22 protein-coding genes are annotated in these 19,551 nt (G+C 72.9%); 5 read left to right on the forward strand and 17 right to left on the reverse strand.

Translation table 11 applies throughout. From position 1 onward, the window contains the following. Positions 1–8 precede the first annotated feature (8 nt). Positions 9–1,013 carry a transcriptional regulator gene (locus AC07EG_RS14580; protein ID WP_478253575.1) on the forward strand — a complete coding sequence of 335 codons (1,005 nt, stop codon included), beginning with the start codon at positions 9–11 and terminating at the stop codon, positions 1,011–1,013. On the opposite strand, the gene AC07EG_RS14585 is transcribed toward AC07EG_RS14580, so the two are convergent. The 10 genes from AC07EG_RS14585 to AC07EG_RS14630 all read right to left on the reverse strand — a co-directional run bounded on the left by AC07EG_RS14585 (position 995) and on the right by AC07EG_RS14630 (position 10,314). Beyond that, entirely contained in the window at positions 995–1,777 is a 783-nt protein-coding gene (locus AC07EG_RS14585) for an ABC transporter ATP-binding protein (protein ID WP_478253576.1), read from the reverse strand. The genes AC07EG_RS14580 and AC07EG_RS14585 overlap by 19 nt on opposite strands. Then, positions 1,774–2,772 carry a FecCD family ABC transporter permease gene (locus AC07EG_RS14590; RefSeq protein ID WP_478253577.1) on the reverse strand — a complete coding sequence of 333 codons (999 nt, stop codon included), beginning with the start codon at positions 2,770–2,772 and terminating at the stop codon, positions 1,774–1,776. The genes AC07EG_RS14585 and AC07EG_RS14590 overlap by 4 nt, the downstream gene beginning before the upstream one ends. Continuing rightward, positions 2,769–3,752: an iron chelate uptake ABC transporter family permease subunit gene (locus AC07EG_RS14595; RefSeq protein WP_478253578.1), complete on the reverse strand. Its 984-nt coding sequence runs from the start codon at positions 3,750–3,752 to the stop codon at positions 2,769–2,771. The genes AC07EG_RS14590 and AC07EG_RS14595 overlap by 4 nt, the downstream gene beginning before the upstream one ends. After that, positions 3,749–4,741 (reverse strand): ABC transporter substrate-binding protein, encoded by a 993-nt coding sequence (locus tag AC07EG_RS14600; RefSeq protein ID WP_478253579.1) that lies wholly within the window; start codon positions 4,739–4,741, stop codon positions 3,749–3,751. The genes AC07EG_RS14595 and AC07EG_RS14600 overlap by 4 nt, the downstream gene beginning before the upstream one ends. 16 nt (positions 4,742–4,757) lie before the next feature. Further along, entirely contained in the window at positions 4,758–5,981 is a 1,224-nt protein-coding gene (locus AC07EG_RS14605; protein WP_478253580.1) for an MFS transporter, read from the reverse strand. Between the two features lie 5 nt (positions 5,982–5,986). Further along, entirely contained in the window at positions 5,987–6,709 is a 723-nt protein-coding gene (locus AC07EG_RS14610) for a methyltransferase domain-containing protein (protein WP_478253581.1), read from the reverse strand. Further along, on the reverse strand, positions 6,706–7,506 hold the full coding sequence (locus AC07EG_RS14615; protein WP_478253582.1) for a class I SAM-dependent methyltransferase: 801 nt from the start codon (positions 7,504–7,506) through the stop codon (positions 6,706–6,708). Before AC07EG_RS14615 ends, AC07EG_RS14610 begins: the two co-directional genes overlap by 4 nt. A 160-nt stretch (positions 7,507–7,666) precedes the next feature. After that, on the reverse strand, positions 7,667–8,521 hold the full coding sequence (locus tag AC07EG_RS14620) for a class I SAM-dependent methyltransferase (RefSeq protein WP_478253583.1): 855 nt from the start codon (positions 8,519–8,521) through the stop codon (positions 7,667–7,669). 48 nt (positions 8,522–8,569) lie between these two features. After that, positions 8,570–8,692 (reverse strand): type B 50S ribosomal protein L36, encoded by a 123-nt coding sequence (gene ykgO / locus AC07EG_RS14625; RefSeq protein ID WP_037360975.1) that lies wholly within the window; start codon positions 8,690–8,692, stop codon positions 8,570–8,572. Positions 8,693–8,859: 167 nt separating this feature from the next. Next, positions 8,860–10,314 (reverse strand): protein adenylyltransferase SelO, encoded by a 1,455-nt coding sequence (locus tag AC07EG_RS14630; protein WP_478253584.1) that lies wholly within the window; start codon positions 10,312–10,314, stop codon positions 8,860–8,862. A gap of 154 nt (positions 10,315–10,468) precedes the next feature. Between AC07EG_RS14630 and AC07EG_RS14635 the strand changes: the two genes are divergently transcribed. Then, complete coding sequence (locus tag AC07EG_RS14635) at positions 10,469–11,284, forward strand: lysostaphin resistance A-like protein (protein ID WP_478253585.1); 816 nt, start codon at positions 10,469–10,471, stop codon at positions 11,282–11,284. On the opposite strand, the gene AC07EG_RS14640 is transcribed toward AC07EG_RS14635, so the two are convergent. Both AC07EG_RS14640 and AC07EG_RS14645 read right to left on the reverse strand, forming a co-directional pair. Beyond that, positions 11,274–11,942 (reverse strand): response regulator, encoded by a 669-nt coding sequence (locus tag AC07EG_RS14640; RefSeq protein WP_478253586.1) that lies wholly within the window; start codon positions 11,940–11,942, stop codon positions 11,274–11,276. The two genes, AC07EG_RS14635 and AC07EG_RS14640, sit on opposite strands and share 11 nt — an antisense overlap. Then, positions 11,939–13,078, reverse strand: a complete 1,140-nt coding sequence (locus tag AC07EG_RS14645; protein WP_478253587.1) for a sensor histidine kinase — start codon at positions 13,076–13,078, stop codon at positions 11,939–11,941. Before AC07EG_RS14645 ends, AC07EG_RS14640 begins: the two co-directional genes overlap by 4 nt. Before the next feature lie 173 nt (positions 13,079–13,251). On the opposite strand from AC07EG_RS14645, the gene AC07EG_RS14650 reads away from it, so the two are divergent. Next, positions 13,252–13,893, forward strand: coding sequence for a hypothetical protein (locus AC07EG_RS14650; protein ID WP_478253588.1), 642 nt, complete (start codon positions 13,252–13,254; stop codon positions 13,891–13,893). A gap of 288 nt (positions 13,894–14,181) precedes the next feature. Here AC07EG_RS14650 and folE read toward each other — a convergent pair whose 3' ends face one another. Next, positions 14,182–14,823, reverse strand: a complete 642-nt coding sequence (gene folE, locus AC07EG_RS14655; RefSeq protein ID WP_478253589.1) for a GTP cyclohydrolase I FolE — start codon at positions 14,821–14,823, stop codon at positions 14,182–14,184. Positions 14,824–14,903: 80 nt separating this feature from the next. On the opposite strand from folE, the gene AC07EG_RS14660 reads away from it, so the two are divergent. After that, the gene (locus tag AC07EG_RS14660) at positions 14,904–15,593 is read left to right on the forward strand and encodes a helix-turn-helix transcriptional regulator (RefSeq protein ID WP_478253590.1); all 690 of its coding nucleotides are present in this window, start codon (positions 14,904–14,906) and stop codon (positions 15,591–15,593) included. A 120-nt stretch (positions 15,594–15,713) separates the two neighbouring features. Here AC07EG_RS14660 and AC07EG_RS14665 read toward each other — a convergent pair whose 3' ends face one another. Next, the gene (locus tag AC07EG_RS14665; protein ID WP_478253591.1) at positions 15,714–16,223 is read right to left on the reverse strand and encodes an SRPBCC family protein; all 510 of its coding nucleotides are present in this window, start codon (positions 16,221–16,223) and stop codon (positions 15,714–15,716) included. 52 nt (positions 16,224–16,275) lie between these two features. On the opposite strand from AC07EG_RS14665, the gene AC07EG_RS14670 reads away from it, so the two are divergent. After that, the gene (locus AC07EG_RS14670) at positions 16,276–16,848 is read left to right on the forward strand and encodes a TetR/AcrR family transcriptional regulator (protein WP_478253592.1); all 573 of its coding nucleotides are present in this window, start codon (positions 16,276–16,278) and stop codon (positions 16,846–16,848) included. Positions 16,849–16,929: 81 nt separating this feature from the next. On the opposite strand, the gene AC07EG_RS14675 is transcribed toward AC07EG_RS14670, so the two are convergent. From AC07EG_RS14675 to AC07EG_RS14685, 3 genes are read right to left on the reverse strand one after another with little or no spacing between them, the layout of a single operon-like run. Further along, on the reverse strand, positions 16,930–18,231 hold the full coding sequence (locus AC07EG_RS14675) for an alpha/beta fold hydrolase (RefSeq protein ID WP_478253593.1): 1,302 nt from the start codon (positions 18,229–18,231) through the stop codon (positions 16,930–16,932). A gap of 11 nt (positions 18,232–18,242) precedes the next feature. After that, entirely contained in the window at positions 18,243–18,575 is a 333-nt protein-coding gene (locus AC07EG_RS14680) for an ArsR/SmtB family transcription factor (RefSeq protein WP_478253594.1), read from the reverse strand. A 52-nt stretch (positions 18,576–18,627) separates the two neighbouring features. Continuing rightward, on the reverse strand, positions 18,628–19,503 hold the full coding sequence (locus AC07EG_RS14685) for an alpha/beta fold hydrolase (protein ID WP_478253595.1): 876 nt from the start codon (positions 19,501–19,503) through the stop codon (positions 18,628–18,630). Between the last annotated feature and the right edge of the window lie 48 nt (positions 19,504–19,551).

A 19,551-nucleotide genomic window follows, 5' to 3' on the forward strand; every position in this document is an offset into this window, starting at 1 on the left:
TCGTACGCATGGGGTCATGGCAGGTCGATACCGACACCCTCGCCCGTAGCCGGTTCGTGCTCTCGCCGTTCGCCGAGACCTTCGCGAGCTTGAGACTGCTCCACTCGGGGATCGGGGCCCATCCGGGCGAGCAGGCATGGCTGCGCGCGCACCTGCCCGGCTACCGCGCGCACCTGGCTGCCGACCCGGTGACCGCGCCGCTCGTGCGGGCCGCGCTCGGCTCGTCCTGGATCGCCGACTTCTTCTGTCCCACCTCGGGCGAAGGGGAGAGCTTCGACGAAACCGCGGCCCGGGTGCGGGCGGCCGCCCCCGGGCAGGCACGGGCCGATCTCCGCGTGTCCCTCCGGGGCCCGCTCCCCGCCGCCTTGGCGCGGGACGACCTGCCCGAGCGGGCGGCCGCACTGTTGACCCGCGTCTGGCAGGAGACCGTGCGGCCGTACTGGGAGCGCCGTCGGCGCGTCCTGGAGGCCGACACGGTCGCACGGGCCGCGCACGTGAGCCAGGGCGGCTGGGCAGCCGTGCTGGACTCGCTGAAGCCGGGAACGCGCTGGCTCGGGCAGAGCCGGTTACAGGTCAACCCGCGGGCGTATCCGCCGCGGGAGGTCGCCGCCGGAGCCGAGTTGCTGTTCGTGCCGGTCACGCCGAGGACCAGCTGGGTGTCCTGGGAGGGACGGGAGCGGTACGCCGTCGTCTACCCGTGTCTCGGGGTGCTCGCCGACGACCACGACCGGCGGCTCGCCCCGGCCGGCCTCGGGGCGCTCATCGGGACCGCGCGGGCCGGATTGCTGGCGCTGCTCGGAACTCCCATGAGCACCACCCACCTGGTCGCCGTAACCGGGCAGGGCCTGGGGTCGGTGGGGCGGCACCTACGGGTGCTGCTGGACGCGGGGCTGGTGGCACGCAGGCGGGCCGGGAGGTCGGTGCTCTACGTCCGGACGGCGGCCGGGGCGGTGCTCGTGGAGGCGTCCGGGGCCGATCCGGTTCCGGCTGCCGGTCAGCCGACGCGGTCGTAGGCGCAGAGGGGGCGGCCGGTCACTTCGTCGTGCCAAACCCGGCCGTGGACCCCGAAGACGGCCTTGAGCAGGTCGGCGGTGACCACCTCGGCGGCAGGGCCGTCGGCGTGCACGCGGCCGCCGTGCAGTGCCACGATCCGGTCGGCGTAGCGGGCGGCCTGGACGAGGTCGTGCAGCACGGTGACCACGGTCAGGCCGCGTTCGGCGCGCAGCCGGTCGATCAGGTCGAGCATCTGCAGCTGGTGGTGCACGTCGAGGTAGGTGGTGGGTTCGTCGAGCAGGAGCAGCGGTGCGTCCTGGGCCAGTGCGAGCGCGAGGCGGACGCGTTGCCGTTCCCCGCCGGAGAGCCGGTCGAGCACGGCGTCGGCGTAGTTCTCGACCCCGGCGTCGGCCAGTGCCCGGTCGACCTGCTCGTCGTCACCACCGGCGAGCATGCCCAGCGGGCCGCGGGTGGCGTAGCGGCCCTGGCGGACGAGCTGGCGCGCGGTGAGCGCGGGCACCGGCGGCATCGCCTGCGGCAGCACCGCGATGCGCCGCGCGATGGCCCGGCGGGAAAGCGAGCGCAGCGGCCGGTTGTCCAGTGAAACCGAACCGGTGTCCGGGCTGTGCAGTCCGGCCAGCACGCGCAGCAGGGTGGACTTGCCGCAGCCGTTGCGGCCGACCAGCGCGAGCCACTGCCCGCCGGGTACGGCGAGGCCGACCCCGTCGAGCACGGTCCGGCTGCCGAAGGTGACGGTGATGCCGGTGGCGAGCAGAGTGGTCATGACCCTTCTCCGGAGGTGAGGGCGGACAGGCGGCGGGCCGCCCGGACGAGCACGACGGCACCGGCGATCGCGGTGATCGCGCCGGTGGGCACGCCCAGCGGCTGCCCGCCCGCCGCGGCGAGTTCGGTGACCTGCTGGGCCGCGGCGTCGGCGGCGCAGACGGTGGCCGCGCCGACGAGCGCGCTGCCGGGCACGAGCAGGCGGTGGTCGGCCCCGAAGGCGAGCCGGGCGGCGTGCGGGGCGAGCAGGCCGACGAAGGCCAGCGCGCCCACGGTGGCGATCGCCGCGGCGGCGGCCACCACCGCCAGCAGCAGGGTCGCGCTGCGCCACCGGGCCGGGTCGAGTCCGACACCGCGGGCGTGGTCGTCGTCGACCGCGAGCACGCCGAACACCGGTGCGGCCAGCACGGCGGCCACCAGCACCGGGACCAGCCAGGGCAGCAGGGCCTGCCAGTGCGTCCAGCCGCGGCCGTTGAGGGAGCCGACCAGCCACTGCACCATGGCCGCGGCGCCCTGGGGCCGCGCGGTCAGCAGGATCAGCGTGATCCCGGTGAGCACCGCGGAGATCAGCACCCCGAGCACGGAAAGGCGCAGCGGGTCGCTCCCGGTGCGCGCGGCCACCACCCAGAGCACCCCGCCGCCGAGCACCCCACCGGCCACGGCGGTGCCGATCATGCCGTGCGGGGTGGCGATCGCGCCGCCGAGCAGGGAGGCGGTCACCGCGCCGAGCACGGCGCCGGAGCCGACGCCGGTGATTTCCGGGGCGGCCAGCGGATTGCGCAGCAAGCTCTGCAGCACGCACCCGGCGACGCCGAGGCAGGCACCGGCGCCGAGGGCGACCAGCACCCGGGGCAGGCGCAGGTCCAGGACGATCCGGCGGGTGGTTTCGTCGTCGAGCATGGTCCACAGCTGCATTCCGGAGGCGCCGGTCATCAGCTGCGCCAGTGCCGCGAGCACGGTGCCCAGCACCAGACCCGGCCACAGCCAGCGCTTCACGTCCGCTCCGCCCGCCGCCGGTGCAGCACCAGCACCGCCCCGCAGACCACCGCGAGCAGCGCGGTCAGCCCGCCGACGGGTAGTTCGACCGGGTACAGCACGGTGCGGGCGAGCAGGTCGGCCGCGGTCACCAGCAGCGCGCCGGTGGTCACCGACCAGCCGAGCCAGACCAGGGCGGACCCCGACGGCCGCAGCGCGCGGGCGAGCTGCGGGGCGAGGAAACCGACCCAGGCGACCGGACCGCACGCCCCGACCACGGTCGCCACCAGCAGGCATCCGATCGCCAGCACCGCCACCCTGGCCGCGCCCGCGGGCAGGCCGAGCGCGGTCGCGGTGTCGTCGCCGAGCCGCAGCACGCCCAGCGCGGGCAGCGCCAGCACGGTCAACGGCAGCGCGAGCAGCATGCCGGGCACCGAGGTGAGCACGGTGCTCCAGGTGGTGCCGGTCAGCGAGCCGAGCAGGTAGCGCACGAGCACGCCCTGCTCACGGGATTCGGTCAGCGACATCCCGGCCAGCAGCACGGCCTGCAGTGCCGAACCGATCGCCGCGCCGATCAGCAGCACGGCGGCCGGGCCGACCGCGCGCCGGACGGCGAGCAGGGTCAGCCCGCCACCGGCCACCGCGCCGAGCAGGGCCGGGACCAGTGGCGCGCCCGGCACACTCACGCCCGTGACCACCACCAGTGCCACGGCGGCCGCGGCACCGGACGACACCCCGAGCAGTTCGGGGACCGCCAGCGGATTCCGCAGCGATTCCTGCAGCAGCAACCCGGCCGCGCCCAGCACCGCGCCGGCGAACAGGGCGAGCACCAGCCGTGGCGCGCGCAGTTCGAGCACCACCAGGCGGTCCAGCACCGGTGCGTCACCGGCGACTACCGCCGGAAAGCGGTCGGGCGTCACCACCGGCTGGCCGAGGCTGAGCGCGAGCACGGCCAGCACGACCGCGCCGAGCGCAACCCCGGCCACCGCCACGCGGTTCACGCCGCGGGAGCCTTTTCCACGGCTTCGCGCACGATCGCGGTGAGGCTGCGCGTCCCGCGGCCCTTGCCCCAGAGGTCCGGGTTCATCTCGTGCACCGCACCGGTTTTCACCGCGGGGATCTCGCGCCACACCGGGTTGTCCGCCAGTTGCCGCGACAGCGGGACCGCGTCGGCGGCGAACAGCAGCGAGTACACGAAGACCACGTCGGGTTGCTGGGCGAGCAGTTCCTCCACGCTGTAGTTGCTCGCGGTGTCCACATCGGAGTTCTTGGCGGGGAACGGGTAGCGGAAGAGGTGGGCTAGCAGGTCGCCCTTGAGCGAGTTGGCGTTGTCCACGCCGATCGCGTCGACGCTGCCGTACACCAGCACCGCCGTGCCCTGCTGCCCGCGCTTTTCCACGGTGTCGGCCAGCATCGCGCGGAACCGTTCTTCGGCTCGCTTCGCTTCCTCGACCCGTGCGGTGAGCGCGCCGAGGTTGCGCAGGTAGCCGACCGATTCCTGCCAGGTCTTGGGTTCGGTCAGCCACAGCGGCGCGAACTGGCCGACGGTGCTGGACAGTCCATCGTGGACACCGGAGAGGCCGATCACCAGATCCGGCTTCAGTGCGGCGATGCTCTCCACGTCCTCGCTGCCGAAGCTGCCGCGCACCACCGGTACCGCCGCGCCGGCGTCGCCGAGCAGCACCGGGTGGGTGAGCAACTTCGGGTTGCTGGTGCCGGCGGGCACGATGCCCAGTTCGGTGGTGAGGTCGTCACACAGGCCGCTCAGGCAGACGATGCGCTGCGGTGGCGCGGTCAGCGTCAGCTCCTGGCCGTGCGGGTCGGTGATCCGCAGCGACGGTTCCAGCGGAGCGACCGCGCGGTCCACCGGCGCGGCCGGGACGGTGGTGCTGCCTGCCGGTTCGGCCGGGCCGGTGGCGCAGGCGGACAGGAGCAGGGCGAGCGCGGCGACGGCCGCGCCGGGTGTTCGGCGCACGGTGGTGTTCTCCATTCCATGTGGACAGTGGTCAAGCGAGTGGTTCGGCGGTGCGGGCCCGCAGGGTGGGCGACAGCCAGGCGAACGCCACGCCGATGGCGAGGACCGCGGTACCGGCCACGAGCCCGCCGCGCGCGCCCGCGCCGGTCACCGCGACCGCGCCCGCCAGTGCGGCCCCGGCGGGCTGGCCGACGCCCCAGGCCAGCATCCGGCCGGTGGTGTTCACCCGTGCCTGCAACTCGTCGGGGCTCAGCTGCTGCCGGTAGGTGACCGCGTTGAGCACCACCGCCGAATGCGCGGTCCCCCAGCAGCTCACCGTCACCACGGCGAACAGCCAGTGCGTGGTCACCGTGGTCGCCACGGCCGCGAGCAGGGAGCACGGCAGCGCGGTGAGCGCGAAGCGGGCGGGGCCGAACCGGGCGCCCAGCCGCGGCACCAGCCGGGCGGCGAGCACCCCGCCGATGCCCCAGCAGGCGAACAGCACGGCGAGGCGGGCGTCGCCGGAAGCACGCACGCCGAGTGCCTGGTCCGCGAACGGCACGAGCATGGCGACCCACGCCCCACCGGCGGCCGCGTGGGTCATGCCGACCAGCGTGAGCAGCCGCACCACGGGCTCCCCGCGCAGGAAACGCAGTCCGGCGCCGATGTCCGACCACAACCGCGCCGGGCGGCCGCCTGCCGGACCGGCTGACAGCGGCCGGGTGATCGCTCGGATCAGCAGGGCCGAGGCGACCGCGGTGACCGCGTTGAGCGCCATCAGTGGCGCGGGCGCGGCGAGCACCACGGCCAGTCCGGCGAGTGGTGGCACGGCCACTTCGACGATCGTGGTCGCGCCGTAGAGCGTCGAGTACGCGGCCGTGAGCCCGGCGCGGCCGACCAGGGTGGGCAGCGCGCCGAAGTTGGCGGCGTCGAAGAAGACGAACAGGGTCTGGACGGCGAAGGCGACCAGGAGCACGTGTGGCGCCGTGAGCACGCCCAGCCACCACGCCAGCGGCACGCTGGCAAGCAGCACCGCGGTCGCCAGCTCCAGCCCCACCATCAGCACCCGCCGCGGCGCGCGGTCGGCCACCGCACCGGCGATCAGGCCGAACAGCAGGTACGGCAGCGCTTCCGCGACCGCCACGGCCGAGGTCCAGCCAGCCGAGCCGGTGAGCTGGTACACCAGCACGGGCAACGCCACCACCGACACGACGCTGCCCGCCACCGACACCACCCGCGCGGCGAGGTAACGCCGGAACGCTTTCTCGAGCTCCACGCGCGTCAGCCCGCGGCTCTGGCGACCACGAGATCGCCGTCGATGTCCACTGTGGAAGCACCGGCGGTGCGCAGTTCGCCTGCCAAGGTCGCCGCGGAGGCCGTCCACCAGTCGTAGTGCGCGACCGCGGCGGCGATTTCGCTGTCGCCGTCGAGGGTGCGGTAGGTCATCGTCCAGCGCAGGCGGTCCCGGCCCACCGGTTCCGCCCGGCCGCGGCCCTCGTAGCGCAGGCGTCCGGCCCGCACGGCGAACGGCTCGCTTTCGGGCACCTCGACCGCGGTTTCGGGCGGCTGTACGTTGAACACCATCGGCGCGCCCGGCGCGAGCCGGGGCACGAGCGCGGTGAACAACGCACGGCGTTCTTCCGGCGCCAGGTGGCCGATCATGTGCATGCCCGCGACCGCCGCGATCCGGTCAGGCAGGGGGAGTTCGCCCGCGCCCGCCGGGTACACGGTGACGCGGTCCGCGTCCGGCCGGGAGGTGAGGCGGGCGAGCAGGACCGCGCGCAGCTGCGGGGACGGCTCGGCGGCCAGCACCGGCGCGTGCGGCACGGCGTCGAGCAGCACGTCGGTGCCCAAGCCGGTACCAGCCCCGAACTCGACCAACACTCCCCCGGCCGGATCGACGCCCGCCAGCGCCGCGGCCAGGCGACCCGGCAGCGAAGTCCACATCGGACGGCTGAGCAGGTGCAGGTACTCCGCCGACGGCGCGTATTCGTTGTGGTTCACGGCCGCCGCCCGGACACGAACACCGTGGGGTGCCCGACGTGGTGACCCGGCTCGTCGAGGGCGCAGCGCTCGCTGCCCGGGGTGAGCAGGGCGCGGATCTGGTCCTGCTCGGCGGCGGTGAGGCCGGCCGCGTCCCCGCAGCGGCGCACCGATTCCAGGTGTCCGGGCCAGACCGCCGATTCCAGGTAGGCGCGAACCACGTCGTCGGCGGGGAAACCGGCGCGGGGGAACACCGGCAGCCGCACGTCCGCCGGGCCGGCCCCGAGCAGCCAGGCCGGGTGGCGGTCGTGCCGGTGCGGGCCGCCGGCGGGCAGGTTCCACGCCAGTTCCGACGCGGCGAAGACCAGCCGCTCGAGCCTGCCGTGGCCGGGCCGGGAGGTCGCCCGGTGGTAGTTGCCGTAGAACAGGGCCGGCACGCCGCCGGGCGCGAGCGCGCCGGCGAGACGGGCGACGGCTCGGGCGGGATCGGCGAAGTCCTCGGGCCAGACCACGTCACCGGCCCAGCTCATGTCGTAGCTCCCCGGCTTCACCTCGGCCACGTCGGCGGCCCGGACCGTGACACGATCGGCCACCCCGGACCGCCGAGCGTGGTCGGTGGCGACCGGGATGACCGCGGGATTGAGGTCGATGCCGTCCACGACCGCCCCGGCGCGCGCCGGCGCCGGAAGCGCCCCGCCCGCTCCGGTGCCGGCGTCGAGCGCCCTCGCCCCCGGCGCCAACCCCGGCGAAGCCACCGCAGCCTCGGCCGCCGGTGCGATGAAGTCGCGGTTGGTCAGCAGGTATCCGGCCAATCTCACGTCGAGTCCCCCACGTCCGCCCTTCCCACCACGCAGCGTCATCACTCACCCGGGCGAGGCACCGGAGGCAGCCCCACTATTGGAAATGATAACCATGAGTATCAGTTCACCTCGCAGTCCGGTCGGGCACCGCCCATCCGGTCCGCCCCGGACGGCGTGGTCAGCCCGGTCCGGCCAGGTGCCAGGTGGTGGCCTGGAGCACGAACAGGTCCGGCCGGTTGACCAGCGCGACCGGGTCGGCGGGGTCGAGCAACCGGGCCAGCGCGGCGGCGTCCTCCCGGCGCAGCCGGGCACCGATCAGCCGCTCGATCCGGGTGAAGCGGTCGACCACGTGCCCGCGGACTTCGTCACCGGCCGGGGCGGGGAGGTCGAGGAGGAAGGTCCGGCTCACGCGGTGCCGCAGACCGGCGTCGGCCAGCAGCAGGGGCCAGTCCCGGCCACCGCCGACGGCGGCGCCGGTCAGCGACCACGATTCGACGAAGTGGTCGCTCAGCGTCGCTTCCAGCCTGCTCACGAAACTGGGGTTCCCGACGCCGTAACCACCGGGCAGGAACCGGGCGGACAAGCCGCCTTCCGCGATCGCCAGCAAACCCGAGCCCGGCACGAGGAGCGAGGACAGCTCGCGCAGCGCCGCGACCGGGTCGGGCAGGTGGTGCACGACGTTCGCGCACCACACGAGGTCGGCCGGAGCCAGCGCGGCCAGCGACGGATCGCCGATCGCCCCCGGTTCGGCCCGGACCCGCTGTCCCAGGCCGTGTTCGGCGAAGCGCGCGGCCGCCCGCTCGGTGAACCCAGCCGCAGGATCGACCGCGATCACCTCACTGACCGGGAATTGCTCGGCCAGGGCCACCGTGGCACAGCCGGGGCCGGCCCCCACGTCCAGCACGCGGGAACCGCTTCCCAGTGGCTGGAGGCGGGACAGCCAGCGGGCGGCTTGGCGCACCACCGGCTCGCTGACCACCGCGTCACGCTCCACTGTGGCCAGTTCGTCTTCCCAGGCCGCGTGCCCGGTCACGGCGAGTTCCCCGGGGCAGGGCCGCTGCTCATCGGGGCCACCCTCCCCTCAGCCCTGGCGGGCCTTGAACTTCGGGTTCTTCTTGTTGATCACGAACGTCTTGCCGTGCCGGCGCACCACCTGCGAGCCCGGCTTGTTCTTCAGCGAGCGCAACGACTTCCGCACCTTCATCAGCTTTCCTCTCCCTGGTTGTCCCGGCAGCGCCACCACCGCACAACCGGCAGCCTAGTGCATAATGATTATCGTTTTCAACAGAGGCTTCGCCGGTAGCGCTCAGCGCTCGCCGCGGTGGTCTTCGTGACGGGTGGGCACCCTCCACGGCAGGAAGACGGCCCCGGTCAGGTGCCGCAGAAGGTTTGGTAGGTGGTGGCGAAGTCCTTCGGGGCGGGGGCCGCGTACCGCTCGTGGCCGGGCCGCTCGTCGAAGGGGGCGCTCACCACGTCCAGGAGTCGGTCGAACGGCCCCTGGTCGCCCTCGGTGGCGGCGGTGAGGGCTTCCTCGACGAGGTGGTTGCGGGGGATGTAGACCGGGTTCACCCGGTCCATCGCGTCGGCGTCGGGCCCCAGTGCCCGCCAGCGCGTCATCCAGCCGTCGATCGCGGCGAGGTCGAGGAACAACTCCCGCGCCGGTTCGGCGTCGCCGCGGGCCGCTGCCCCGAGGCGGCGGTAGAACGAGGTGTGGTCGACGTGGTTGTCCCGCAGGAGGGTGAGCAGTTCCTCGATCAGCTCCAAGGGGACTCCGGCGCGCAGGCCGAGTTTGGCGTTCATGCCCGCTGACCAGGCGTTCTCATACTGCTCGCGGAAGCCTCCGAGCGCCTCGACCGCGAGTGCGATCGCCCGCTCCTGGTCGTCGGCGAACAGGGGCAGCAGGGCTTCGGCGAACCGGGCGAGGTTCCACTCGGCCACGAGGGGCTGGTTGCCGTAGGCGTAACGCCCGCCGTGGTCGATCGAGCTGTAGACGGTGGCGGGGTCGAACTCGTCCATGAACGCGCAGGGGCCGTAGTCGATGGTCTCGCCGGAGATCGTCATGTTGTCGGTGTTCATCACCCCGTGCACGAAGCCCGCGAGCATCCAGCGGGCCACCAAGGACGCCTGCCCGGCGACCACCGCCTCGAACAGCGCCAGGTACCGCTGCTCAGCCCGGGCGGCACCCGGGTGGTGCCGGGCGATCGCGTGGTCGGCGAGCCTGCGCAGCAGCTCCAGGTCGCCGGTGGCCCTGGCGTACTGGAAACTCCCGACCCGCAGGTGACTGCTCGCCACCCGGGCCAGCACCGCACCCGGCAGCAACGTCTCCCGGCGCACCGATCGCCCGGTCGCCACCACCGCCAGGGCACGGGTCGTGGGGATGCCCAGTGCGTGCATCGCCTCGCTGACGACGTACTCACGCAGCATCGGCCCCACCGCGGCCAAGCCGTCCCCACCGCGGGCGAACGGCGTGCGCCCGGAGCCCTTGAGGTGCAGATCACGCGGCAGCCCGTCGGCGTGCACGACCTCACCGAGCAGCAGCGCGCGGCCGTCACCCAGCCGCGGTGAGTAAGCCCCGAACTGATGCCCCGCGTAAGCCTGCGCGACCGGGCTGGCGCCATCGGGAACGTGGTTGCCCACCAGCAGCCGCACCCCCTCCGAGCTGCGCAGCCAGGCCGCGGGCAAACCCAGTTCCGCGGCGAGCGGCTCGTTGAGCACGAGCAACCGCGGCGTAGGAACCTGCTCCGCCTGCCAGGCCACAGCCAGTTCCGGGAAGGCGCGGGCGAAGTCGGCGCCCAGGGCGGGGGTCGGAGGCGATGTGGTGCTCACCCACTCCACGGTACGTGGCACGAACCCGCCGGGCAGGACGACGCCGTGTCCCTCTCCAGAGCTACCGCGGATGTCCGCCGCGGAGCGATGTCGCGGACCTCGGCTCGTTCGTAATCTCGCCGCACTGCGGAGCAACCGGCGAAAGGACTTCCCGATGACCACCCCCACCGAGCGGAAAACACCGCTGCAGCGGTTCCGGGTACCGATTCTGCTCCTCGGCACCGCCGCGTTGCTGATCGCCGCCCGCGCGCTGGACACGCTGGTTTCGGGCGTGCCGGTGCTGCGCCTGCCCGTCGGGATCGGCGCGGCCGCCGGGGCGATCGCCGCCTACCGGTGGCTTTCCCGGCGCGTCGAAGACCGGGAGGTCACCGAACTGGCCGCCACCGGGCGGTGGAGCGGGCTCGGGCGCGGTGCGCTCATCGGCGCGGGCGCTTTCCTCGCCACGATGCTGCTCGTTTCCCTCTTCACCGACGCCGGCTTCACCAGTGGCTCGGTCTGGGCCTGCCTGGGCGTGGCGGGCTCGATGGCTTCGGTGGCGGTCACCGAGGAACTGCTGTTCCGCGGTGTGGTGCACCGCGTGCTGGAGGCACGGACCGGCAGCATCATCGCGATCGCGATCTCGTCACTGCTCTTCGGCCTCACGCACCTGCTCAACGGCAACGCCACGCTCTGGGGCACCCTGGCCATCGCGGTCGAAGGCGGCGCGCTGCTGGCCATCGCCTACACGGCCACGCGGTCGCTCTGGCTGCCGATCGGCCTGCACTTCGCCTGGAACTTCACCGAATCCGGCGTGTTCGGCACCGCGGTGTCCGGCGCGGACAGCGAATCCGGCCTGCTGCGCACCGTCCTCTCCGGACCGGACGTGCTCACCGGCGGGGTGTTCGGCCCGGAAGCGAGCCTCTTCGCGCTGCTGTGCTGCCTGGTCCCGGCGGTGTGGCTGCTCCGCCGGGCGAAGCTGGTCACGCGGTGACCAGCCCGCTCCGGTAGGCCAGCACCACGGCCTGCACCCGGTCACGCAGGTCCAGCTTGGTCAGGATCCGCGAGACGTAGGTCTTCACCGTCTCCACGCTGAGCACCAGTTCGGCCGCGATCTCGGCGTTCGACCGGCCGTCGGCGATCAGCCGCAGCACCTCCAGCTCCCGTGGCGCGAGCCCGTCCAGCGGGCTCGCGGCGGGAGTCCTGGCCGGGCGGATCCGGTCGGCGTAGCGGCCGATCAGCGTCCTGGTCACCGCGGGCGCGAGGAGCGAGTCGCCGCGGGCGACCGTGCGCACGCCCTCGACCAGCTCGGTCAGCGGCGCGTCCTTGAGCAGGAACCCGCTCGCACCGGCCCGCAGCGCGTCGTAGACGTACTGGCCGACGTTGAAGGTCGTGACGATCAGGACCTTCGCCGGATTCGCCGCTTCGGGACCGGCGATGCGGCGAGTCGCTTCGATCCCGTTCAGCAGCGGCATTTCGATGTCCATCACGACAACGTCGGGGTGCAGCCGCTCGAACAGCGCCAGCGCCTCGTGGCCGTTGCCCGCCTGACCGGCCACCTCGAAATCGGGCTGGGCACCGAGCACGGTCGCGTAACCCGCGCGGATGAGCTCCTGGTCCTCGCAGATCAGGACCCGGATCGGGTTGGTCATGCGGCGCTCCCCGCGGGGAGCACGGCGCTGACCCGGAACCCGTCCGCCAGCGGACCCGCCGCGAACCGGCCGCCGAGCGCCTGCACCCGGTCACGCAGGCCGCCCAGCCCGCGCCCACCGGAACCGAGCGCGCCGGACCCGGTCGCCGGGCCTTCGGTGGTCACCTCGATTTCGAGGAACTCCGCACCGTAGCTGACCCGCACCGCCGCCGGGGCACCGGCGGCGTGCTTGGCCGCGTTGGTCAGCGCTTCCTGCACGATCCGGTAGGCGGTCAGCTCGGTTTCCGCGGGCAGTTCCGGGCGCTCCCCCTCCTCGACCAGCTCCACGACCCGGCCGGGCTGGTCGACGAGGTCGCGCAGCGCGGCCAGGCCCGGCGTGCGCGCGCCGGTCGCTTCGAGCACGCCCAGCAGGAACCGGAGTTCGGTGAGCGCGTTCCGCCCCGAGCCGGTGATCGCGGTGAGCGCTTCCCGGACGCGCTCGGGTGCCAGGTACCGGGCGGCGTCGGCCTGCACCACCATGGCCGTCACGTGGTGGGTCACCACGTCGTGCAGTTCACGGGCGATCCGCGCGCGTTCGCCGGCCACCGCGGCTTCGGTGACCAGGCGGCGCCGCTCGGCCTCCTGGCGCCGTCGCTGCCGCACCATCGCCCCCAGCAGCCAGACCCCGGCCAGGACCGCGAAGTAGACGGCGTAGTCCAGCGGGCTCGCGGGCGACCCGCGCAGGACCAGCAAAACCGCGAACACCACATACCCGGCCGATGCCACCGCCGCCAGCACCCGGCGGAACCGCTCCTCGTGCGCCCCCAGCGAATACAGCGCGAAGTACAGCGCGAGGCTACCGGCGGTCGCGGGATACGCGAGCACCTCGTGCGCGGCGAAGCTGACGCCGATGACCGCGAACGTCGCAGCGGGCCACCGGCTGCGCACCGCCAGCGGCAGGGTTTGCCCGGCGACGAGCAGGACCGCGAAGACGTCGCCCCCACGACGCGGCAGATCACCGAACTGCGCCCCGACAACGGCGAGTCCCGGCACGAACGCGGCGGCGGTGAGCAGCACGGCGAGCCACCGGTCCCGCACCTCGGCACCGACACCCGCCCAGCGGCTCCGGAGCCCCCGGAGACTCCACGGTATCGACATGGACGGGAGCCTATCGACCCGCCACGGTGGGCGAAGAGAAGCAGCGGGACAGCCGGCGCCGTGACCACCACCCGCCGCCAGACCCGCGTGTGGCCGCCCAGGAACGAATGCGGTACCACCAGGGCCCCGGCTTCGTTAGCCTGACCGCTGTGGGGGAAGGTGACGAATGTGACATGCCGGCGGTCGCCGTGCGCTGGTACGACGACGAGCCGCAGCCCGGCCTGGTCGAGGTGGAGTTGACCGACCGCCACGGCACGGTGCACCGGCTGGTCCACCAGACCTGCTTCTTCGAGAACGAGGACCGGCTGCTACCGGACGCCGAGTACCCGATCGGCGTCGCGGTCCGGGGCACCGTGGTCGCCGTCGACGGTGACGTGCTCACCGTGCGGGCCCAGCACATCCCCGGCCCGGACCCCGGGGACGACCTGCTGACCTTCGAGGTCGACCGGTCCGGTGCACGGCCCGTCGCCTTCTTCCCCGAGGGCGAGCTGTGCGAGTTCGACGCCGAGGCGATCGCCTTGCTGGACGACGACTACCCCGGGTACGTACTCGTCGAGTTCAACGACGCGTACGGTCGCCCGCACCAGCTGGTCGGCAAGGTTCCCTACTTCGGCAACCACGACGCGCTGACCCCGGGAACGACGTTCCCGATCACCGTCACCGTCGATGTCGTCGTCGGTGAGTCCGAGGACGGCGTGACCGCGGTCAGCACCCGCCGGCTGACCTCATCGGCGGATCTCCCGTTCGTCTTCGACATGCCGGCCACGGCCCTGCGCAGCACTCGCACCGAGGACCTCGGCCTGACCGGGACGTGAATCGTGTGGCACGCCCGGACGGCAGACCGGCGAAGAAGAAATGACGCGCAGGCGCTCCGCGTGGGGCGTGCTCGCCGGGTGGTCCCGCTCGCGGTTCGGCCGGGTCGAGGCAAGTCGGCGGTGTGGTCGGCCAGGAGATCTCGGTGTCGCCGAGATGGTCCGGGCCGATGCCCTCGTTCCAGCGGCTGACGTGCACACCGGCCACCACCCGGGGCCGGCCGGCCAGAAGGCGTGGAAAGCCCGCCGGGTGCCGCGCTCATACGGCAGTTGTTCCTCCGTGCGGCGCGGTCAGGTACCGATCCCGGTGAGGGCGAAGAATTCCTGGCGGGTGCCGGGGTCCTCGCGCAGCAACCCGTGCAGGGCCGAGGTGACGGTGCGCGCCCCGGCGGCGCGCACGCCGCGCAGCGACATGCACAGGTGCTCGGCTTCGATCACCACGCCGACCCCCTTGGGTGCCAGGTGGTGGTGCAGCCAGTCGGCCACCTGCTGGGTCAGCCGTTCCTGCACCTGCAGGTCGCGGGCGAACAACTCCACGACCCGGGCCAGTTTCGACAGCCCGAGCACCCGTTCCCCTGGCAGGTAGCCGACGTGGGCGACCCCGTGGAAGGGCAGCAGGTGGTGTTCGCACAGCGACTGGAGCGGAATGCCCTTGGTGAGCACCAGTTGGTCGTAGCCCTCGTCATTGGGGAAGGTGGTCAGCTCGAACTCCCGCGGGCCGAGCAACTCGGCGTAGCTGCGGGCCACCCGGCGGGGCGTGTCCACGAGGTGCTCGCCTGCCGGGTCCTTGCCCAGGGCGCGCAGCAGGTCGGCCACGGCTTGTTCCGCGGCGTGCAGATCCGGCTGGGCGCGGTCGTGCACCACACCCAGGCGCCGCGCACCGCCGGCTGCCGGAACCGCCGGCTCGGGTTGACGCAGATCGCTGACACTCATCAGCCGGCCCTTTCTATCGTTAACTGTTGCGCACGTTAGAAGGGCCGTCGCTTTTAGTCAACCTATGTTAGTTTTAGAAGGTGGAAGCGGACGAGACCCTGGCCGGCCAAGTGGCCGCGATCGCTGCGCTGGACGAGCCGACCCGGCGCCAGCTCTACGAGCACGTCGCACGCCAAGCCGCACCGGTCAGCCGCGACGAGGCCGCCGCCGCCCTCGGGATCCCCCGCGCCACCGTCGCGTTCCACCTCGACCGGCTCGTCGGCCAGGGCCTGCTCGACGTCACCCATCAGCGCCGCACCGGGCGCAGCGGCCCCGGCGCCGGGCGGCCGGCCAAGCTCTACAGCCGGTCCCGCCGCCACGTGGTGGTGTCGCTGCCGGAGCGCCGCTACGACCTGGCCGGGCACCTCCTCGCCGCGGCGATCGAAGAAGCCGAGCACTCCGCACAGCCGGTGCGCACGGTCCTCGACCGGCACGCCCACCAAGCCGGCGAGGAACTCGGACGAGCCGCCCGCGCCGCCGAACCCGACGCCCAGACGCTCCTGGCCACCCTCGAGGCACAGGGCTTCGAACCACGCACCCACGGCGACCAGGTGCTCCTCGGCAACTGCCCCTTCCACGCCTTGGCCCGCCGGCACACCCGACTCGTCTGCGGGATGAACCTCAGCCTGCTCACCGGCCTGCTCCACGGCCTCGGCCACACCCAGCTGAGCACCCACCTCGAACCCGCCACGGACCACTGCTGCGTCCGCCTGCAGCCAACCCGGACCTGACTCCGGCGACCGCGGGGCCAGGTCGGCAAGGGCAGCACCGCTGCCCCGGCCGGGCACCACGCAGCCCGGCGGGCACAGCCATCCTGATCGGGACCGGAGCCACCGCACCCCGGCGTGAGGTCAGCCGGGGCGCCGGGTCCGCGCCCCCAGCGCCCGGATCAGCGATCGCAGCGCTCGGACCCGCGGTGACCAGCGGCTCGGGTGCGGCAGGCTGAGCCCGAGGCTGCGGGTGGCGGTATCCAGGCTGTCCTCGATGAGCGCGTTGTGCAGCGGGCGGTAGAGCAGCGGCCACGTCACCCACGCCGGCCACCGGGTGGTCATGCAGAGGCGATGGAGCAGCCGGCAACTGTTTTCGGTGACCGGCAGGACCTCGTACTCGTGGTAGCCGCAGAACCCGGCCGGAGCCCGGAACCGGAACCGGATGCTCGCCCCCGGCCGGTAGTCCACCACCGCGTAGCGGATCGGGCCGTGGCCGCCAGTGGCCCCGACGCCGAGCGGCCGGTCCAAGCGCATCGCCGGCCACCGGCGGTGGGGCCAGAGGCGGTCCTCCCGGCCGGCCAGCGAGTCGAGCAATCCGCCCACCACCGCGGCGGGCACCGGGAAGTACCGGCCGTGGGTGTTGCGCACCATCGTTCCCCCTAGAGAGCATTCGCTACTTCAGCTAGCGAGTAGTCTCTAGTTCATGCCCCAGCCCGTCAAGCACTCCACCGACGCGATGCTCGACGCCGCGCGTGCTCTGGTGCTCTCCGGTGGCCCCGCGGCCGCCTCCGCCCGCGCGGTCTGCCTGGCCACCGGCGCCTCCAGCGGCTCGGTCTACCACCGCTTCCCCCGCCGTGACGACCTGGTCGCCGCCGCCTGGTTGCGCGCCCAGGACCGATTCCTGCACGCCTACCTCGCCGCGCTCACCCCGCCGGGCGCCGAATCCGGCACCCGCGCCGCGCTCGTCGTGCTGACCTGGTGCCGCACCCACCCCGAAGACGCCGCCTTGCTCCTGCGGCACGCCCTGCGCGACCTGCTTCGCGCCGACACCTCGCCCGCACTGGCCGAACGCGCTCGCGCGAACGAACACGCTCTGCACGCCGCCCTGGCCGCCGTCGCCGAGGCCACCGGCCACCGCCTGCGCGACGTGGTGCTCGCCGTCGTCGACCTGCCTTACGCCGTCGCCCGCCGGGCCATGCGTGACAACGGGACTCCCACCGACGACGACATCTCCGTGCTCCGGCGTGCCGTCCACCGGCTGCTGGACGACGGCTGATCTCGTCCTGGCCGCCGGGGACGTCGGTGCGAAGGCGACCTGACCGGCCCGCCGGCGAGATCCGCACCGAAACGGGACCGGTCAGCCGAGCAGGAACGTGCGGGCCTGTTCGGCGACGGCTTCAGGGGCCGCCCAGAAGGCCCCGTGGTCGTGGCCGGCCAGGGTCAGCACGGTGACGTTCGGCAGGATCTCGGCCAGTGCCTGGGCGCCGGTGCGCATGAACGCCTCGCTGTTGCCGCCGACGGCGACGGCGATCGGCGCGTCGATGGTCCAGCGGTCGGCGGGCAGCGGTTTGCCGTCCTGCAGGCCGCGCCAGATCCGGCCGTCGTAGGCGTAGGTGTGGGCGTAGGCCGCCATTTCCGCCCAGGACGGGTCCTCCTTCATCATCGGGAGGTACTCGGCGGGCACACCGACCACTTCGGTCATGAAGTACTCGCCGGCCTCGCTGCGCTTGCCGGCCGCGACCAGCGCTTCCAGGTGCTCGACGGAGTCGGCGGGGACCGGCGGCCGGGAGTCGTCGACGATGAACGGGGGCTCGTAGAGGTAGAGGCCGCCGACCTTGCCGCCCAGCGCGCTGGCCGCGTCCAGCGCGAGCCCGCACCCACCGGACCCGCTGGTCAGGGCCGCGGAACCGCCGAGGACGTCGATCAGGGCCGAGAGGTCGTCGATCTCGCGTGCCGGGTCGTAGGGCTGCGGGTCACCGCTGGCACCGCGCCCGCGGCGGTCGAAGCTGAGCACGGTGAATTCCTTGGCCAGCGCCTCGACCAGGCCCGCGGAGCTGGTGCGGTCCTCCGCGACGTTGCTGACCACGATGATCGCGGGGCCCGAACCGGTCCGCTCGTAGGCGATCGTGGTGCCGTCGGCCGAGGTGGGGGTGGACATGGTCGTTTCCTCTTTCCGGGTGTCCAGCACGCCGCCGAGCCGGTCGAGCGCCTCGGCGTAGCCGTCGGTCATCTGCCGCTCGACGGCCCGTTGCAGCGCTGCGTGGTCGGGGAAGCTCGCCGCGACGTCAACGGTGCAGCCGGTCGCGGCGGCGGCGAAGATGACCGTGGTGGGGAAGGTGTCCGCGCTCTCGGGCTGCCAGGTCTCGTCGGCGAAGGTGTCGTCGTAGGTCAGTTCGGCCCGCGGAACGACGACGCGGTAGGTGGCGACCCCGCGGACCGCAGCTGCCGAGCCGTCCACCGGCTCGATCTGGAACCGCCAGCGGCCGCCGGGCCGCACGTCCATTTCGTACACGGTGGCCGCCCAGCCCCGCGGTCCCCACCAGCGGCTGATCGCCTCCGGGTCGGTCCACGCCCACCAGGCCCGGTCGACACCGGCGGCGTAGGTGCGGCTGATGTGGACGGTGTTGTTCGTCCTGTCGATCACGATGCCGTCTGGCACGGTCGACCTCCTCACGGGTTCGGCTCGGGTGCACGGTCGTCGAGGAGGGAGCCGAGACGATCCATCCGTTCCGCCCACAGCACCGCGAAGCCCTGCACCCAGTCGCTGATCTCCTGCATCGCGTCGGGGTGCAGCCGGTAGATCCGCTGCTGGGCCCGCTTGGTCACCTCGACCACACCCGCCTCCGCGAGCAGCCGCAGGTGCCGGGACACCTGCGGCTGGCCGAGGCCCAGTGCGTCGACGATGCCGCCGACCGGCTGCGGGCCGTCCTTCAGCAACTCGACGATCCGGAACCGGTTCCGCTCCGAGATCGCCGCCAGTTGCTGCTGCACGGTGGCGGTCATGCCGTGAACATACGTGACGGCATATATGTACGCAAGTAAATGTACGTGGGGATCACTCCGGTCCGGTGTGGACACGGTTCAGGAAGTCCCGCACCAGTCCGGTCACCTCGTCCAGGTGGGTCTCCAGCAGCCAGTGCCCGCCGTCGAGCAGGTGCAGTTCGGCGTCCGGCAGATCCCGCAGGTACGCCTCGGCCGCGGGGGCGGGCATGTAACCGTCGTGCGGCCCCCAGACGATCAAGGTGGGCGGCCGGTGCTCCCGCAGGTACGCCTGCTGCCGGTCGAACCAGGCTTCGGTCGAACCCTGGTCGGTGAGCAACGTCAGCAGGTGGTCCCGCCGCGCGGGATTCCGCTCCACCAGCGACCACGAATGCGTCCACAGGTCCGGGCTGACCTGGTCCGCCAGGTGTTCCGGCAGCTCACCCCGGAACTCGCTGCGGAAACCGGCTTCGCTCACGGCGGCGGCGATCCGCTCGCGGCCCTCCGGCGTGGGATCGTGCCAGTACCGCTTGAGCGGCGCGTATTTCGGGCCGTGCTCATCGGGGTAGATGTCGCCGTTCTGGATGACCAGCCCCGCCACCCGCTCCGGCGCCGACATCGCCAGCCGCAGGCCGAACTGCGAACCGTAGTCCTGCAGGTAGATGACGTAGCGTCGCAACCCCAGCACTTCGGTGAACCGCCGAAGGTGCCGGGCGTGCGCGTCGAAGGTGTAGGCGAACTCGTCCGGTGTCGCGCTGTAGCCGAAACCCGGCTGGTCCGGCGCGATCGCCCGCCACCGATCACCCAGTGCGGGCAGCAGGCCGCGGTACTGGAAGGAGGAGGACGGATAACCGTGTGGCAGCAACACCACCGGCGCGTCCGGCGCCCCGCATTCCCGGTAGAACGTGGTTGTCCCGTCGACTTCGATTTCCTTGTGTTTCACCCCAGGCATGCGCCCATGTTAGAAGTGCCGGCGGTGGACGGTGGCGGTTAGCCTGTC

The sequence above is a fragment of the Amycolatopsis sp. NPDC045836 genome (genome assembly GCF_056431745.1).